11 protein-coding genes are annotated in these 16,080 nt (G+C 64.7%); 3 read left to right on the plus strand and 8 right to left on the minus strand.

Annotation, left to right across the window (positions count from 1 at the left end):
• The first annotated feature begins 164 nt into the window (after positions 1–164).
• Together GEV02_RS15715 and GEV02_RS15720 are read left to right on the plus strand one after the other, a co-directional pair.
• Positions 165–2,438, plus strand: a complete 2,274-nt coding sequence (locus tag GEV02_RS15715) for a cyanophycin metabolism-associated ABC transporter (RefSeq protein ID WP_152838873.1) — start codon at positions 165–167, stop codon at positions 2,436–2,438.
• A 12-nt stretch (positions 2,439–2,450) separates the two neighbouring features.
• On the plus strand, positions 2,451–2,918 hold the full coding sequence (locus GEV02_RS15720; protein WP_152838874.1) for a cyanophycin metabolism-associated DUF1854 family protein: 468 nt from the start codon (positions 2,451–2,453) through the stop codon (positions 2,916–2,918).
• 10 nt (positions 2,919–2,928) lie between these two features.
• Here the strand turns inward: GEV02_RS15720 and GEV02_RS15725 are convergent, their stop codons facing one another.
• Entirely contained in the window at positions 2,929–3,552 is a 624-nt protein-coding gene (locus tag GEV02_RS15725; protein ID WP_152838875.1) for a 2OG-Fe(II) oxygenase, read from the minus strand.
• 171 nt (positions 3,553–3,723) lie between these two features.
• Here GEV02_RS15725 and GEV02_RS15730 point away from each other — a divergent pair, with 171 nt between their 5' ends.
• Complete coding sequence (locus tag GEV02_RS15730; RefSeq protein WP_152838876.1) at positions 3,724–4,188, plus strand: hypothetical protein; 465 nt, start codon at positions 3,724–3,726, stop codon at positions 4,186–4,188.
• On the opposite strand, the gene GEV02_RS15735 is transcribed toward GEV02_RS15730, so the two are convergent.
• From GEV02_RS15735 to GEV02_RS15765, 7 genes are all read right to left on the minus strand, one after another.
• The gene (locus GEV02_RS15735; protein ID WP_235922791.1) at positions 4,180–4,605 is read right to left on the minus strand and encodes a hypothetical protein; all 426 of its coding nucleotides are present in this window, start codon (positions 4,603–4,605) and stop codon (positions 4,180–4,182) included. The two genes, GEV02_RS15730 and GEV02_RS15735, sit on opposite strands and share 9 nt — an antisense overlap.
• 64 nt (positions 4,606–4,669) lie before the next feature.
• A complete protein-coding gene (locus GEV02_RS15740; RefSeq protein WP_152838877.1) occupies positions 4,670–7,645 on the minus strand; it encodes a sensor histidine kinase in 2,976 nt (991 codons plus the stop codon).
• Positions 7,646–7,701: 56 nt separating this feature from the next.
• Positions 7,702–9,327 carry an oleate hydratase gene (locus GEV02_RS15745; protein WP_408014853.1) on the minus strand — a complete coding sequence of 542 codons (1,626 nt, stop codon included), beginning with the start codon at positions 9,325–9,327 and terminating at the stop codon, positions 7,702–7,704.
• 120 nt (positions 9,328–9,447) lie between these two features.
• A complete protein-coding gene (gene fucP / locus GEV02_RS15750; protein WP_152838879.1) occupies positions 9,448–10,737 on the minus strand; it encodes an L-fucose:H+ symporter permease in 1,290 nt (429 codons plus the stop codon).
• Between the two features lie 22 nt (positions 10,738–10,759).
• Positions 10,760–13,285 carry a glycoside hydrolase family 3 protein gene (locus GEV02_RS15755; protein WP_152838880.1) on the minus strand — a complete coding sequence of 842 codons (2,526 nt, stop codon included), beginning with the start codon at positions 13,283–13,285 and terminating at the stop codon, positions 10,760–10,762.
• Between the two features lie 99 nt (positions 13,286–13,384).
• Complete coding sequence (locus GEV02_RS15760) at positions 13,385–14,749, minus strand: GH1 family beta-glucosidase (RefSeq protein WP_152838881.1); 1,365 nt, start codon at positions 14,747–14,749, stop codon at positions 13,385–13,387.
• Entirely contained in the window at positions 14,746–16,068 is a 1,323-nt protein-coding gene (locus tag GEV02_RS15765) for a glycoside hydrolase family 5 protein (protein ID WP_152838882.1), read from the minus strand. Before GEV02_RS15765 ends, GEV02_RS15760 begins: the two co-directional genes overlap by 4 nt.
• Positions 16,069–16,080: the final 12 nt, after the last annotated feature.

Consider the following 16,080-nt stretch of genomic DNA (forward strand, 5'->3'; position numbering starts at 1 on the left):
CTGCGCGTGCGTTATACTTGCCGCCAACAAAACACTGATTTTTCTTGATTTCTGTCAAAGATGTAGCAGCTGACAGAATACCGTAAATACAGCGCTTTTATCAGCTGCAACACCTACTAGTTCCACCTTTGTTCCACCTTTTCGCCACTGGAGTACGCTGCACGATGACAACAGAACAACTTTCCTCCGACTCCAGCCAGAGCGAGCTTCCCGAGCGCTGGCGTTCCGAGATACAGGCACAACTTTCCCAAGGGGAAAACGTTGCAAGTGCCCTGGAGGTTGACTTGGATGAACAACTTCGTTTTTCCAAGGGGATAATTCTCGTCACGGACAAGCGCGTACTGGCGCGCGCGCCGGGCCGCAGCGACTGGCAAAGCTGGGCTTTCGCCAAGGATCTGGCGCTCAAACACCACGATCACGCCGGCGTCGGCCATCTGGAGCTGGTCAACGGCAGCGGCCGGCTGGGCGCCTGGCGCTTCACGCTGGGCCAGAACCTGCACGCGATCCGCCTGGTCGAACAGTTCGACGCCCACCGCGACAGCCACGCCACGGGCGTGCCGGTGGTGCGCGAGGAAAAAAGCGTGTGCCCGAGCTGCAAGGCGCCGCTGGAGCCGGAACAGGAAGAGTGCCCGATCTGCACCAAGGTGGTCTACACGCCGCCGTCGACCTGGACGCTGTTCCGCCTGTGGCGCTTCGCCGGGCCGTACAAGCTGCAACTGGGCTTCGGCTTCGCGCTGATGCTGCTGTCGACCGGCGCGCACATGATCCCGCCCTACCTGACCATCCCGCTGATGGACAAGGTGCTGATCCCCTATCAAAACGGCGCGCCGGTCGATTCGTCGCTGGTGGCGCTGTACATGTCGGGCCTGGTGGCGTCGGCGGTGCTGGCGTGGGTGCTGGGCTGGGGCAAGACCTATGTGCTGGCGCTGGTGTCGGAGCGCATCGGCGCCGACCTGCGCACCGAGACTTATGACCACCTGCTGCGGCTGTCGCTGGAATACTTCGGCGGCAAGCGCACCGGCGATCTGATGTCGCGCATCGGCAGCGAGAGCGACCGCATTTGCGTGTTCCTGTCGCTGCACTTGCTGGACTTCGCGTCGGACTGTCTGATGATTATCATGACCGGCGTGATCCTGTTCTCCATCGATCCGTGGCTGGCCTTGTTCACGCTGCTGCCGCTGCCGTTCATCGCGTGGCTGATCCACGTGGTGCGCGACCGTCTGCGCACCGGCTTCGAGAAGATCGACCGCGTATGGGGCGAAGTGACCAACGTGCTGGCCGATACCATCCCCGGCATCCGCGTGGTGAAGGCGTTCGCGCAGGAGTCGCGTGAAGCGTCGCGCTTCCGCACCGCCAACAAGCACAATCTGGCCGTCAACGACAAGCTCAATAAAATCTGGTCGCTGTTCTCGCCGACCGTGTCCTTCCTGACGGAGCTGGGTTTGCTGGTGATCTGGGTGTTCGGTATTTACCAGGTGTCCAAGGGCCATATCACGGTCGGTGTGCTGTCGGCCTTCATCGCTTACTCCAGCCGCTTCTACGGCCGCCTGGATTCGATGAGCCGCATCGTATCGGTGACGCAGAAATCGGCATCGGCCGCCAAGCGCATCTTCGACATTCTCGACCACGTGTCGTCGGTGCCGGAGCCTGCTAACCCGGTCAAGCTGGCCAAGGTCGATGGCAACATCACCTTGCGCGAAGTGGGCTTCCGCTACGGGAACCGCGCCGTCAACCGCGGCATCTCGATCGACATCAAGGCCGGCGAGATGATAGGCCTGGTGGGCCACTCGGGTTCCGGCAAGTCGACGCTGGTCAATCTGATCTGCCGCTTCTACGACGTGTCGGAAGGCGCGATCATGCTCGATGGCGTGGACATCCGCTCGTTCGCGGTGTCGGACTACCGCCGCAACATCGGCCTGGTGTTGCAGGAGCCGTTCCTGTTCTTCGGCACCATCGCCGAGAATCTGGCCTACGGCAAGCCGGAAGCGACCCGCGCCGAGATCATCGCCGCCGCCCGCGCCGCGCACGCGCATGAGTTCATCCTGCGTCTGCCGCAGGGTTACGATTCGATGGTGGGCGAACGCGGACAGGGCTTGTCCGGCGGCGAGCGTCAGCGCATCTCGATCGCGCGCGCGCTGCTGATCGATCCGAAGATCCTGATCCTCGACGAAGCCACGTCCTCGGTCGACTCGGAGACGGAGAAGGAAATCCAGCGCGCGCTGGAGAACCTGGTGCAAGGCCGCACCACGATCGCCATCGCGCACCGCCTGTCCACGCTGCAGAAGGCGGACCGCCTGGTGGTGCTGGATCGCGGCGTGGTGGTGGAGGAAGGCGCGCACGACGATCTGATGTCACGCGAAGGCGCCTACTACCGCCTGTATCAGGCGCAAGCCCGCAACGTCGATACGGATCTCGACGACAGCGCCAGCAAAGAATAAGAGAACAAGAATATGACGACGAATTTTGATTTGACACGCAACGTCTTCGGCCGCCTGGTACTGACCACGGCCGATGGCGATGTCCACGAGAGCGTGGCGCCGGTGCGCGCCTTCCCGGTGCAGGCGCCGGACGATGGCATCGCGCTGGTGAGCACCGACGGCAAGGAAGTGGGCTGGATCGACCGCATCGAGGATTTGCCGGCGGCCGTGGGGCAGCTGGTGCGCGAGGAGCTGGAGGGGCGCGAGTTCATGCCGGAGATCGCGCGCATCAACAGCGTGACCAGCTTCGCGACGCCGTGCACCTGGTCGGTGGCGACCGATCGCGGCGACACGGAGTTCGTGCTGCGCGGTGAGGAAGACATCCGCCGGTTGACGGTGGATACGCTGCTGATCTCCGACATCCATGGCATCCATTATCTGATCCGCGATGTGCGCGAGTTGGATAAGCACAGCAAGAAAATCCTCGACCGCTTCCTGTAAGCGCGTTCTCTCAGTGCGGCCGGCGGCGGAACCAGCCGGCCAGCGACAGCCGGTCGTGCGTGGCCGGCAGCACTTCATGCGGCATGTCGGCCGACAGGAATAGCACCAGCCGGCTGCCCATGGGCGCGATGTCGCTGCTGGGCGCATCCAGCGGATGCAGGCGCAGCGCACCTCCCTGCTCCAATTGCCAATCCGGGTTCAGATAGATCACCACCGATACGGTGCGCAGATCGTCGTCGCGAAAGCGGTCCAGGTGCTTGCCGTAGGCAGCGCCTGGCGTGTACAGCGCGTAGTGGCTTTCGTAGCTGTCGAGGCCCAGGAAGAATTCGCGATTCAGCGCGAGGCGCAAGGCTTCCATCACCACCAGATAGCGGTCGCAGGCGGCGGACTGGCCGGCTTCCAGCCACAGGATGCGGTCGCCGCGTATGTCGCCGCGCACCGCCTGCGCGGTCCCACGGCCGACAGCGGCCAAGGCCAACGCGCCAGCAGCGGCGCCGGCGCGGCATTCGGCGGCCAGGGCCAGCGTCAGATCATGGGATAGGAACAGGTTCTGTTGCGACCAGCCATGCTGGGCCAGTCCATCGAGCGTCGGTTGATGCAGGCCATAGTCGCTGGCGGGGAGTTCGGTAGGCATAGGACTCCTGGTGAGCGGCCATGGTAACACTCATATGCCGCCCAGACCGGCGCACTGCTGATTTCACGCAAAGCGATCTCAAAAAGCAGTCGCAAGATGGATTCGTGCGCCCGTCAGTCCGGGCCTGAAAGGCCTACAATAAAGCTCCCGGAACCACCTCAGGAGAATGACATGGAACTGGATAAGGACCAACTGCAGATTGAATTGCCCTATGCACAGCGCTTCTGCCAGCGCAGCGTGCGCTTCTACCGGCGTATTCAAACTACGTTCACCTTCATCAGCTTGTTGGCCGGAAGCAGTGCCATCGCGGCCATTGCGGCACAGATGCCGGTCGCTGCGACATGGATGCTGGCTGCGTTCTCCGTTTTCGGCATCCTCAATTTCGCGATACGACCAGCAGAAAAGATTGCGGCGCTGCACGCCGATGTGCGCAAGTACGCGGCGCTGATTACCAAGTCCGATCTGCTGGACGCGCCGGCAATTCAACACCTGCTGCATGAGGCCAGACAAACCGATGCGGAAGAAATCGAGCCGCTACGCGCAGTCGCGTACAACGACGTAATGCTGGAGATCGATGAGCTCGACTCGTTGATTGAACTAAGCCCGGTGCAAAAGCTGATGGGCGTTCTAGCCTAGCTTAGCCAGCCGCGCGCGCACGGCGTCGATGAAGGCATCGGGCTTGTCGAGGCTGATGCAGATGCGCGAGATGGCTTGGGCGCGGCCGAAGCCGTTGGCTAGTTTTCTGCAGGCCTTCAGGCGTATCTCCACGTTGATGCTGCCGAACTGTCGGTAACGCAGCACGCCGCGCTGGCGGCGGATGTCGCTGCCGCAGCGGGCCACCGATTCGATCATGTCGCAGGATACCGTGCGGTCGGCCGCGAACACGCCGCAGCGTATCAGCACCGCCTTCTCGTCCAGCGACACCGGCCGCCACTGGCTGGCGCGATACTCCGCCACCAGATACAGCACCGACCATAAGTAGAAATAATGCGCGTACATCGTCGCCAGGACGATCAATCCAAACCACTGCTTGCTTCCGATGCCGACTGCCATGAACACCTCCACATAGCGAATATGAAAAGTGTAGCGGTGGTCAGCAAACCATGCAGGCGCCCCCCTATTTTGACGCGTAGGCGCTGTGCGACGGCATGCGCAGGCACACTCGCGTGCCCGATGTGGGCGAGCAGTCCAACGCCAGCGTGCCGCCGATGCGCTCCGCGCGTTCACGCATTCCGATCAGGCCCCAGTGGCCGGGACGCTGCCCCGCCGCCAGCACGTCCTGGTCGACGCCCTTGCCGTTATCACGCACCGTCATGCCGAAGGCGCGGGCGGAGTAGTCCAGATCGACCGCGACTTCGCTGCCGCCCGCATGGCGGAAGGCGTTGAACAAGGCTTCGCGGCCGATGGCGAATACTTCGTCCTGCACCATCGCCGCCAGCGGGCGCGGTACGCCCGAGGTGTTGAGCGAGAACGCCACGCCGTGTTGCTGCGCCGTCTCGCGGCCGAAGTCCGCCAGCGCTGCACCCAGATCACCCCGGTAGTCGTTGGTCACGCGCAGATCCAGCACCTGCCTGCGGCCCTCGTTGATTACGTCGTCGGCGGCCTGCAGCGCCTTGTCGATCTGCTGCTGCGCAGGGTCGGCGGCGGGCAGCGCTTTCTTGATAAGGTCAAAGCGCAGCATCAGCCCCTGCAGGCTTTGCAGGAAGGTGTCGTGCAAGGTGCGCGCGATGCGTTCGCGTTCCAGCGCCCGTTCGCGCAGGCGCTCGCCGATACGCGCCGTCGCCGCAGCCATGCGCCAGCGATACAGCATGTACAAGGCCGCCAGCGCTGCGGCGCCGCACGCCAGCTTGAACCAGATCGTCTGCGTCGGCGACGGTGCGATGCTGAAGACGATGCTGCCGGCGGTATTGCTCCACACGCCGTCTTCGTTGGCGGCGACCACCTCGAAACGATAGTCGCCGGGACCGAGGTTGGTGTAGAAGGCCTGGCGCGCGCTGCCGGCGGCGCGCCACGCTGTATCCAGGCCGGTCAGGCGGAAACGGAAGCGCGTGCGCTCGGGGATGGACAGCGCGGCGGCGGTGAAGTCCACCTCCAGATTGTCGGTGTGCGGCGGCAAGGCGATGCCCTGCCCCGGCAGATAGCTGCCCTGCGCGGTCTTCAGCGCCGTCACCCAAGCCAGCGGCGCGCGCCGGTTGCGCTCGATGTGCGCCGGATCGATCCAGCCCACGCTGCTGTCGGTGTAGTACCACAGGCGGCCATCGGTGGCCTGCACCAGCGTGGGCACGGGCCGCACCTGGGACGGCGTGCCGTCATGGCCGTCCAGATAGTTGAAACGTTCGGCCGGCAGGCCGGCGGCCCCGCTGCGCAAGCCCGTCAGCGCCTTGGCGTCGATGCGCACCAGGCCATCGGCATCGTGCAGCCACAACTCGCCGTCCTTCGTCTCGACGATGCCGGAGACGCCGTGGAAGCCCTTGCCGTCGGCGTCGTGCAGGGTGGCGAAGCGCTTGCCGTCGAACCAGGCCAGCCCGCGTTCGCCGCCGACCCACAGCCGCTCGCCGCGCCGCGACATGACCAGGATGTTGCCCACTTCAAGGCCGTCGGCGGCGCCGAACTGGCGGATCTTGTCGTGGTCCAGCAGCGCCAGATTGTTTTCGGTGTAACCGAACCACACGCCGCCACCGGCATCCGTCATCAGCGAAACGGCGGTGCGCTTGGGCAGGTCGCTGCGGCCGTTACGCGCCAGCCAGGCGCCGTCACGGAAGCCGTAAATGCCCTTGCCGATGATCGACAGCCACAGCGTGCCCTGCGCGTCCATCGTCATCGCCTGCGTATCCTTGTCGCCCAGATCGGCGGGCCGCTGCCACGACTGCAACTGCGCACCCTGACGGCGCCACAGCGCCTTGTCGGTGGCGAACCAGATCGTGCCGTCGGTGTGGCGGTAGGTAGCGGAGACTTTCTTGATCGCCGTGGTGGTGCGCGTGCCGTCGGCGGCCAGGCTGAAGGTGGGCAGGTCGAAGGCGCCTTGCGTCTTGAGGTTGTTAATCCAGACCATGCCATCGCTGCCGGCCACCACGCTGGGCGCGTCCATGCCGACCGGCAGATCGATCGCCGTCAGCCGGGTCTCCCGTATGCGGTTGATACCGGCCTCGGTGGCCAGCCACATATTGCCTTCACGGTCGTCGAGCATGGAGCTGAAGCCCTTGCCCACCAATCCCTGCGCGGGCGTGAAGGTCTTTTGCGGACGCTGGTCGCGGTCGAGCAGCTGCACTCCGTTGCCGATGCTGACCCACAGCGCGCCGCGCCGGTCGATGGCAAAACCCTGCATCGGCAACTGGCCGTTGTGCAGCGCGAACGGCGCTACCGTACCCTTGGCCGGATCGAACAGCTGCATGCCGTGCAGCTGGCTGTTGATGACCAGCGTGCCGTCCGGCCGCAACTCGCCGCCCTCGACGCCGGGCTGCTCCAGCACGCGCCGGAAGCGGTGCGACTCCGGCTCGCTGCGGTATATCCCATCGGGGAAGTAGACCAGCAGGCTGCCGTCGGGCAGCACGTTGAATGCACTGGTCTGGCCTTCCGGCAGGCCGTCCTGCGGGCCGGCTTGGCGCCAGCGCTCGCCGTCGAGCCAGTGCATGCCCTGGCTGCTGGAGAACCACATCGCGCCCTTCGGCGTTCTGCCGAAATGATGGATGGAGCCTGCCGGCACGCCCTGCGCCTCCCGATAGTGGCGCGCCTTGCCGTGTTCGAAGACGCTGACGCCGCCGAACTGGTAGCCCACCCACAGCGCGTCGCCGTAGGCATCCACGCATAGCGTCACCGGCGACAGCAGCGGATTGCCATCGACGCGGTCGGCGCGCTCGAAGCGGGCGCCGTCGAAGTGATACAGGCCGTCGCGGGCGGCGAACCACAGCACGCCCGCGCTGTCCTGGGTCATCGAATAGACCGAGGACGGCGCGCCGTCCTTCTTGCCCCATCCGGTTTGCAGCAGGCCTGTGCGCCAGTAAGGCAAATCGGCGGCGATGGCGTGGGTGCAGGCGGCCAAGGCCAGTAAGGCGATCGCGCCGGCACGGGCGATACTGCGGAGTTGAACGGGCATTGAAAATTTCTATTCGGGGAAACGCCGAATTTACCACACGCCCGCTCAGTTGTGGCCTACCTGAAGGCCTTCACCAGCGCGTCGAGCTTGACCTTGAGCGACTGGTCATGGTGGCTGACCGGCGGTATCTCGCGCTTGACGTCGAGCAGCTGGTACACCGCCATCTGCGCCGCGCGCACCGAGTATTCGACGGTGAACACCACGTCCTCCGGCACTTCGACGAACTGGCTGACAAAGGCCAGGTTGCGCGAATTGAGCGGCACCGGCAGCGGACGATCGCTGTGATGGCGCGGCATGAACATGCTGGTGATGTAGGGCATGCGGCAAGGGATGCAGTTGGCCTTGGCCATGATCTCCATGTCGAAGTTCAGGTGGCCGCACAACTCGCGCAGGATCTCTTCACCGCTGCAATCGGCCATGGGCTTGGCGACGAAATTGCCGATGCGGTCGGGGTGCAGCGCATAGCCCCAGAATACCTGCACGCCTTCCGGCTGGCCGGCGAAGTGCGGCTGGTGCGCCAGCACGATCGACATCAGCCAGTTCGAATCCTTGAACGTGACCAGGCCACCGGTGCCGGCGACGTTGCCGCTGAACTGCTCCATCTTGTTGAAGAACGCTGGGTCTTTCAGCGTGACGGTGAAGGACTCCCACCACGATTCCGGGATGCTGGAATTGAAGGCGGCCGGGTTGCCGAACTGAGGACGGTCCACCGCCAGCTTTTCCCACAGCGCCCAGCCCTGGCTGTCGCGTTTGTCCAGCTTGGGCGGCGCGCTGTGCATGCTGCCGTGGCTGGAGGCGTCGGTCATCGAGCCGTTCTGGAAGAACACCAGATCCTGGGGGGCGACGGCGACGGTGGTGGCTTCGCCGTTGCGGGTGCAGCGCAGCGCGGTCACGGTCAGCACGCCGCCTTCCTCCATCAATTCGATGTCGTCGACCTTGCAGTTGTGGATGACCTGTACGCCCTGCTGCTGCAGCCAGTGCTGCAATGGCCGCACCAGCGAGTCGTACTGGTTGTAGACAGTGCGCTTGACGCCCGCCAGCGTTTCGATACGCGAGAACTCCATCATGAAGCGGTGCAGGTAGCGCTTGAATTCCACGGCGCTGTGCCACGGCTGGAAGGCGAAGGTGGTGGCCCACATGTACCAGAATTTGGTGTCGAAGAATTCGGGCGACAGCCAGTCGGTGATGGCGCTGTTGCCCAGCTTTTCCTCGTCCGCTTCGGCCAGGGCCAGCAGCTCGGTGCGGTCCTGCATGGTGAAGCCCATCGATGTGACGTTGACGCGGAAGCGGTTGCGGTCCACCAGGCGGGCCTGCGAGTGCGATTTGTGCATGGCGTTGAAGGCGGCGGTTTCGTCGTAGACGCTCTGGCCTTCGTGCTCCAGCGAGGGGATGGACTTGAACAGGTCCCAGGTGCATTCGTAGTTGTCGGTGGTGAGCATGCGGCCGCCGCGCAGGGTGTAGCCGCTGTCGGCATCGCCGCCGCCATCGAGGCTGCCGCCGGCCAGCGGCATGGCTTCGAAGATGGTGATGTTGCGGCCGTCGACGCCGGCGTCGCGGATCATGAAGGCCGCTGCCGACAGCGAACCGATGCCGCCGCCGACCAGATATGCTTTGATAGATTTGCTCATGGCGCTGTCCTTTTCCTTGGAAAGAAGTTGCCATGATAGTGCGGGATTTGTTATCAAAAATGCTGTACGTTACGCTAAAGCACTACTTCCATGCGCTAGATCAAAAATCCAAAAAATATAACTGGTAAAAAAAAAGGGCTCCCCGCAGGGAGCCCGGTCTTACACGACGCGCGCTTACTTGTCCGAATACATGCCGGCGTATTTCAGGCCGAAGTACAGGATGAAGGTGTAGCAGACCGCAGGCACCAGGAAGGACATCTGCAGGCTGATGGTGTCGGCCAGCAGGCCTTGCGCGAACGGCACCAGCGCGCCGCCGACGATGGCCATGCACAGCACGCCCGAGCCCTGGCCGGTCAATGGTCCCAGCTTGTTGAGCGCCATCGAGAAGATGGTCGGGAACATGATGGAGTTGAACAGGCCAACAGCCAGCATCGCCCACATCGCCACGTGGCCGCCGCTGAAGATGGCGGTCAGCACCAGCACGATCACGGCCGCCGAGTTGAAGGCCAGCGCCTTGCCCGGGCTGACGTAGCGCATCGCGGCGAAGCCAATGAAGCGGCCCACCATCGCGCCGCCCCAGTAGTAGCTGACGAACGGCGCCGCGTCGGCGGCCGACAGGCCCGCCACTTTCGGATCGCCCATGAAGTTAATCAGGAAGCTGCCGATACTGACTTCCCCGCCCACGTACAGGAAGATCGCCAGCGCGCCCAGCACCAGATGACGGTGCTGCAGCACGGCCGACCAGCCGGCGCTCTCGCCGTCGGCCTGTTCGGCGTCGACGATCTTCGGCAGGCGCGCCAGCGCGAACAAGACCGCCAATGCCAGCAAGGCCGCAGCCAGCACCAGGTACGGGCCCTGCACGCTGGCCGCCTGGGTCGCGTGGTAAGCCGACAGCTGTTCGGTGGTCAGCTTGGCCAGGTCGGCGGAGCTCATCACGCCGCCGGCCAGGATCAGCATGCCGCCCAGCGCAGGCGCCACGGTCGTGCCCAGCGAGTTGAAGGCCTGGGTCAAGGTCAGGCGGCTGGACGCCGTCTGCGGATCGCCCAGCACCGTCACGTAAGGATTGGCCGCCACCTGAAGAATGGTGATGCCGCCCGCCAGCACGAAGAAGGCGATCAGGAACAGCGTGTAGCCGCTGGTGGCCGCTGGATAAAACAGCGCGCAGCCGGCCGCCGCGATGGTCAGGCCGGCGACGGCGCCGTTCTGGTAGCCGATCTTCTTGATGAGCATACCGGCCGGCAGCGAGACGATGAAGTAGGCGCCGAAGAAGCAGAACTGCACCAGCATCGCCTGCACATAGGTCAGCGTGTAGACCGCCTTCAGGTGCGGGATCAGCACGTCGTTCAGGGAGGTCAGCAGACCCCACATGAAGAACAGGATGGTGACGATAATCAGCGGACCGGTATTGCCGCCGGTCTGCGTCTGGCCGCCCTGCATCGGGACGGCTTGCGAATAGTGTTCCATGCTTTAAGAGTCTCCTGATGTTTTATTTAAAGTCGCCGCACGCCAGCGCATCTTTGTCTTTGGCGGCGCCGCCAACGATCTGGATGTTGGCGAACGTCGCCGCGAACGGCGCATCGGCGGACACGCTGAACGGCGTGCTCAGTGCCGCCATCGACAAGCCCTTGGCGCTGAAGCAGGCCAGCGGGATTTTAACCGTCTGCTTGCCCTTGCCCGCCAAACGCTGGAACACGGCGCTGGCATCCAGCTCCACGGTTTCGATGCCGACGCCGACCTTGCCCTGCGGCGCAGCCGACACGATAGCATCAAATTGCAGCGCGCCGTCAGCCGACGCGAACGCCGGCAGCTTCTGCGCCTGGGACGCCTGCGCTTCCAGTTTGGCCGGGCCGCTCCAGGTCAGGCGCTTGGCGTCCTGCTGGGTGTTGATCTGCGCGGTTTCGACTTTGACGGTCGGCAGATTGAAGACGGCGTTCAGGTCCGCGCCCAGCGCCACCCGCTTGCCGCCGCTGTGGACGTACAGCGCGTAGGTCGAGCGGTCTGCCGGCGCATACACCGGCACCGAGGTGGCCTTGCCGCAGCCGCCGGCCGGATAGCTTGCGTCCAGCAGCGGCAAGGCGCCCTTGCTTGCCGCACCTGCGTAGGTCAAGCCGTAACCATATTTGAACAGCGGATCGTAGGCCGCATCGCCGACGTTGAGCGGCGACTGGCAGGCCGACTTCGGCCACGAGAACGACAGCTTGCCGTGGAAGTCCACATTGACCTTGCCGTCCGCCTTGCGGAACAGGACATCGGACACGCCCTTGCCTTCGGTGCCCGGCAGCCAGGCCGAGACGAAGCTGTCGGACAGGTTGAGCAGGTCGTTGACGAACAGCGGACGGCCGGTCATCAGCACCGTCACCACCGGCTTGCCCTTGCCCGACACGGCCTGCAGCACGGCCAGATCCTCGGGATGGCGGCCGGACAGGCGCAGCGTGCCGGATGGGCCGATGTCGCCATCGCCTTCCGCATACGGCGTCTCGCCGATGACGGCGATGACGGCGTCGAACTTGCTGACATCGACGCCGGCGGCGTTTTCGCTGAAGGTGACGTTGTCCTTGCCGGCGGCATCCTGGATGCCGGCAAGAATGGTGTCGCTGACCGGGTAGTCGCTGTTCTTGTTGTCGGTGCCCTGCCAGGTCAGCGACCAGCCGCCCGACTGGTTGGACATGTTGTCGGCGCTCTTGCCGACGACGAGTATCTTTTTGCCGCGTGCCAGCGGCAGCACGCCGCCGTTATTCTTCAGCAGCACCAGCGATTCGCGCACCGCCTGGCGCGCCAGCGTGCGCGCCTGTAGCAGCTCCTGCTTGCCGGCGTAGATGTTCTGCGAAGGCTTCTTGCCGTCGAACAGACCGGCGCGCAGCTTGACGCGCAGGATGCGGGTGACGGCGTCGTCGATGCGCGACATCGGGATCTCGCCCTTCTCCACCTGCGCGATGGTGTTGGCGATAAAGGCCTTCCAGTGTTCCGGCACCATCACCATGTCGACGCCGGCGTTGATCGAGGCGGCGCAGCTGTCGTTGGCGCAGCCGGGTACTTCGGCGATGGCGTTCCAGTCGCTGACCACCAGGCCGTCGAAGCCCATCTTGGTTTTCAGCGCGTCGGTCAGCAGCTCTTTACTGCCGTGCAGTTTGCCGTGGTCGGCGCCGCCCTTGACGTCGTTCCAGCTGTTGAAGGAAGCCATCACTGTTTGTACGCCCGCTTGCAGCGCCGGGTAGTAGCCCTGGGCGTGGATGTTAATCATCTCGGACATCGTGGACTGGTTCTCGCCGCGGTCCTTGCCTTCGGCCGTGCCGCCGTCGCCGATGAAGTGCTTGGCGGTGGCGACCACGGTGTTGTCCGATTTCAGATCGCCCTGCAGGCCCTTGACGTAGGCGCCGGCGTAGTCCTTGACGATGGCCGGGTCTTCGGAGAAGGATTCGTAGGTGCGTCCCCAGCGGTCGTCGCGCACCACGGCCAGCGTGGGCGCGAACACCCAGTCGATGCCGGTGGCGCGCACCGCCTTGGCGACCGATTTGGCCATCTCGCCGATCAGCTTCGCGTCGCGCGCGGCGCCCAGGCCTATGTTATGCGGGAACAGCGTGGCGCCGTACATATTGCTGTTGCCGTGCATGGCGTCGATGCCCCAGATGACGGGGATCTGCACTTTCATGTCGGTGCCCATCGAGGCGTCGTAGTAGGCGTCGGCCAGCTTGACCCAGTCGGCCGCGCTGGCGTGCTTGTTCCCGTCCGGCCAGCTGCCGCCGCCGTTCAGCACGGAGCCGATGTAGTACTTGCGGATGTCTTCGGGCGTGCTGAATTTGATTTCCGGCTGCGTCATCTGGCCGACCTTCTGCGCCAGCGTCATGCCGGCGACGATCTTGGCGATGCGAGCTTCCATGGCCTTGTCCTGCTTGACGGCGCTGGTGATATGCGGCCAGTCGGTCAATGGTGCGGCGGTGGCGAGGCTGGTGGCGCCCAGCGCCAGCGCGGCGGCCAATACGGCGCGGCGCAGGATGTGGTTATTGGTCTTCATTCGTGTACTTGTCTCCGTTGTTGATATTGTTATCGCGTCGCTCCCGCGCAAGCGGGAGTCCATACTCAGCATGGGTACCCGCCTGCGCGGGTACGACGGCTACTCTGCCTGCAGGAAGGCGCTGTACCACTGGCCGCTCTGCTTGAGGATGCGGCGCTGCGTCGGATAATCGATGTAGGTCAGGCCGAAGCGGCGCAGATAGCCTTCCGCCCATTCGAAGTTATCCAGCAGGCTCCAGGCGAAATAGCCCTTGATGTTGCCGCCGGCGCCGATGGCGTCGCGCATGGCGGCCAGGTGGCGGATCAGGTAGTCGCGGCGCGCTGTGTCGTTCACGGCGCCGTCGGCGGTGAGGTGATCGTCGTACGAGGAACCGTTTTCGGTCACGTACAAATCGCCGGTGGGGTAGTCGCGGGCCACGCGTTCCAGCAGATCGATCAAGCCTTGCGGCGAAACTTCCCAACCGAAGTCGGTGCGCTGGCGGTCCTGCGGATAGACGATGGAAGTGCGCAGCGGGTACTGGTCCGGCGCATGCCGCACCACCTCGGGGAAGTAGTAGTTCACGCCGAGGAAATCCATCGGCGCGGCGATGGCCTCCATATCGCCCGGCAGCACCGTCGGCGCATCCTGGCCGACCAGTTGCAGCGCCAGCTCGGGATAGCCGCGGCCATACAGCGCGTCCAGGAACCAGCGGTTGCGCAGCACGTCGTGGCGCACCACGGCCTGCTGGTCGGCGAGGCTGTCGCTGGCCGCCTGCACCGGATGCAGGCTGAGGGCGATGCCCACCTTCGCGCCCGGCACGTTGGCGCGTATCAGCGGCACGGCCAGGCCGTGCGACACCAGCACGTTGTGGCATACCTGCAGCGCCAGCGGCAGGCTCTTGTTGCCCGGCGCGTGCATGCCGTCCCAGTTGCCGTGCATGGCCGTGCACCATGGCTCGTTGTGCGTGATCCAGTGCTGCACGCGGCCGCCCAGGTGCTTGCTTATCACGTCGACGTAGTGCAGATAGGCGTCGACGGTGGCGCGGTCGGCCCAGCCGCCACGGTCTTCCAGATACTGCGGCAGGTCCCAATGGTACAGCGTGCACCACGGTTGCAGGCCGCGCGCCAGCATGCCGTCCACCAGCTTCGAATAGAACTCCAGGCCCTTGGCGTTCGGCTCGGCGTCCACGCCGTTGAAGATGCGCGGCCAGGAGATCGAGAAGCGGTAGGAGTTCAGGCCCATGGACTGCGCCAGGTCCAGGTCTTCCTCCCAGCGGTGATAGTGGTCGCAGGCCACGGCGCCGGTGGCGCCGTCGCGGATCTTGCCCGGCGTCTCGCTGAAGGTGTCCCAGATCGACGGCACGCGGCCGTCTTCGGCGGCGGCGCCCTCGATCTGGTAGGCCGAGGTCGAAACGCCCCACAGGAAGTCGCTGGCAAAGTCGGAACGCTGGATCGCCGTAGGCAGGTCGGTAAGAATCATGGTCATGGTTTTTTTATTGATGGGGCGAAGGGAGTAGGCGGAACGCTGGCGTTCATCCATTTGATGACGGTTTGCTGCGGCTCGTACGGCACGCTGCCGAACAGGCGGAACAGGTTTTCAATCTCGGCCAGCGAGGCGGCGTTGAAATCGAGCTTGGGGATCTTCGCGCCGGGGGCGTTCGTCACCAGGCCCCAGGTGCCTTTGCCCTGGCCGCCCTGATTGGTCAGCAGCTTGTAGGACCAGGCGGTCGAGGCCCAGCCGTTGGCGACGTAGGTGTCGTAGGTGGCGCGCGTGACCTGGCCGCCCAGCTCCGGCCCCAGGAGGGCCCAGGGCTGGAACTCGCCGATGAAGTAGGCGGTGTTCAGTTGCTGCTGTTGCGCCTTCCACGCGCAGACGCCGCCCTTGCCCGCATCGGCGCCATGACCGCATTGCAGCCAGTCGCGGTGGACATCGGCGCCCGGCTTGCCCCAGCCGAAGTGGCCGGGATACGGATGCATCTCGAAGGCGACATTCACCTGTCCGTGCTCGGACGGTTTGCCGTAGGCGTCTATGCCCTTGCTGTGGCCGGGCAGGATGATGACGTGGTTGGGATCGACCTTGCGGATCTCGCGGTACAGCGTGCCCATGACCACGGCCAGGTTTTCCGGCGTCGTGCCCCACGGTTCATTGAGGATGCTGTAGCCGGCCACCGCGCCGCGGTCCTTGTAGCGCGCGGCGATCTGCTGCCACAGCCAGATGGTGCGGGCCTGGTAATCGGGCGTGTCCCAGTATTTGTTCTTGCCGGCGCAGCCGCTGTGGTGCTCCCAGCCCTGCGAGCCGACCGCGCCGTGCAGGTCGAGGATCACGTAGATGCCGCGCTGCTCGGCTTCATCGATCGCGTTGTCGAGATAGCGCCAGGCGTCGGCGCGCAGGTGGCGCGGGTTCTTTTCATCTTCCACCACGCTGTAGATGAAGGGCAGGCGCACCAGGTTCAGCTTCATCTTCGGCAGCATGTCCCAGTCGCGCGAAGTGATCCAGTTGTCGCGGTACAGCGCGTACAGGCGTTCGCGCTCGGCGTAGCCGAAGCGGCGGTCCAGCACCGCCTCCAGCTTGCACTGGTCGTCGATGCCGGCGCTGCCCTGCCCCATCATCCAGAACTCCTGGATCAGGTAGTTGCCCAGGTTGACGCCGCGCAGCGCCGGCTGGCTGCCGTCGGCCGCCAGCCACTGCGTGCCTTCGGTGTGCAGCATCGGCAGAGCCGGCGCGGGGGCTTGCGCCCGCGCCGCCGCGCCGCCCAGCAAGGCCGCCGCCAGCCGGACCGTACCCAGCAATCTTGTAGTGACCATCCCCGCGTCTCC

It is taken from the genome of Rugamonas aquatica (assembly GCF_009380215.1).
In the GTDB taxonomy this organism is placed as follows: Bacteria; Pseudomonadota; Gammaproteobacteria; order Burkholderiales; family Burkholderiaceae_D; genus Rugamonas; species Rugamonas aquatica_B.